This window comes from Adlercreutzia rubneri (assembly GCF_009755265.1).
Classification (GTDB): domain Bacteria; phylum Actinomycetota; class Coriobacteriia; order Coriobacteriales; family Eggerthellaceae; genus Adlercreutzia; species Adlercreutzia rubneri.
Genome location: NZ_WPOO01000051.1, coordinates 1 through 824, shown reverse-complemented (window position 1 = coordinate 824; position 824 = coordinate 1). Strand labels below are relative to the sequence as shown.

Genomic DNA, 824 nt, shown 5'->3' with positions numbered 1-824 from the left:
TCATGGAGTCGTTGCGGAAGTCCGGCGTGCCGATGGCCTGGTTCCACTGCAGCGGGGTCGGGCGGTCGACGACGACGCCGCGGTCCTCGAGGATCTTCACGAGGTTCTCGAGGCACTCGTTGCCGCGCTCGACGGTCTCCAGCGGACGGAGGCCCCACATGCCGCGCATCTCGGAATCGACGGGCACCTTCTCAGAGGTGGCGGGCTCCTCCGGCGGGATGACGGAGTTGTCGCAGCGGCCGACGATGACGCGCTTCAGCGGATCCCAGTCGTTCCAAGAGCTGACGATTTTAGCCATGGTTCATTCCTTTCTTGAGCACGCCTTAACCGTGCTCGCGACGATGAGGAATAATTACTATCGACAAAACCGATGAGCTGATCGGTCGGCTTTATCGATGGGTTCAATATAGCACCATTTTTGTTCACCTGCAAGAAAAAATTTCCCAGTTGAGCAACTATTTTTTTGTTGACCTGTTGTGCATACGAGCAGAATAGGAAGAGCGCGTTCTCCACCTTCGCGGAGAACGCGCTCTTTTAATGCATTAAGTTAATGTCAAGGGGCGCCTATCGCACTCCCCCTGGCAGGTTGCGCATCGGTGCCTAGTCGGCGACGATGACGGTGCCCGTCTCGCCGCGAAGTCCCGCGGCCGCGCACTCGAGCGACGTGATGAGCGCCTTGCCCTCGGGGTAGGCCTCGACGTACTCGATGCAGGCCTCGACCTTCGGGAGCATCGAGCCGGGGGCGAACTGGCCCTGGGCGATGTACTCGCGGGCCTGGGACACGGTCATCTCGGAGATCTGCTCCTGCTCGGGCGTGTTGAAGT

The 824-nt window shown here is 60.0% G+C and carries 2 pseudogenes; both read right to left on the bottom strand.

Going from position 1 to position 824, the window contains the following annotated elements:
* A pseudogene (locus GO707_RS11835) lies at positions 1 to 298 on the bottom strand (serine/threonine protein kinase); the annotation flags it as partial.
* Positions 299 to 600: 302 nt separating this feature from the next.
* A pseudogene (locus tag GO707_RS11830) lies at positions 601 to 824 on the bottom strand (carbamate kinase); the annotation flags it as partial.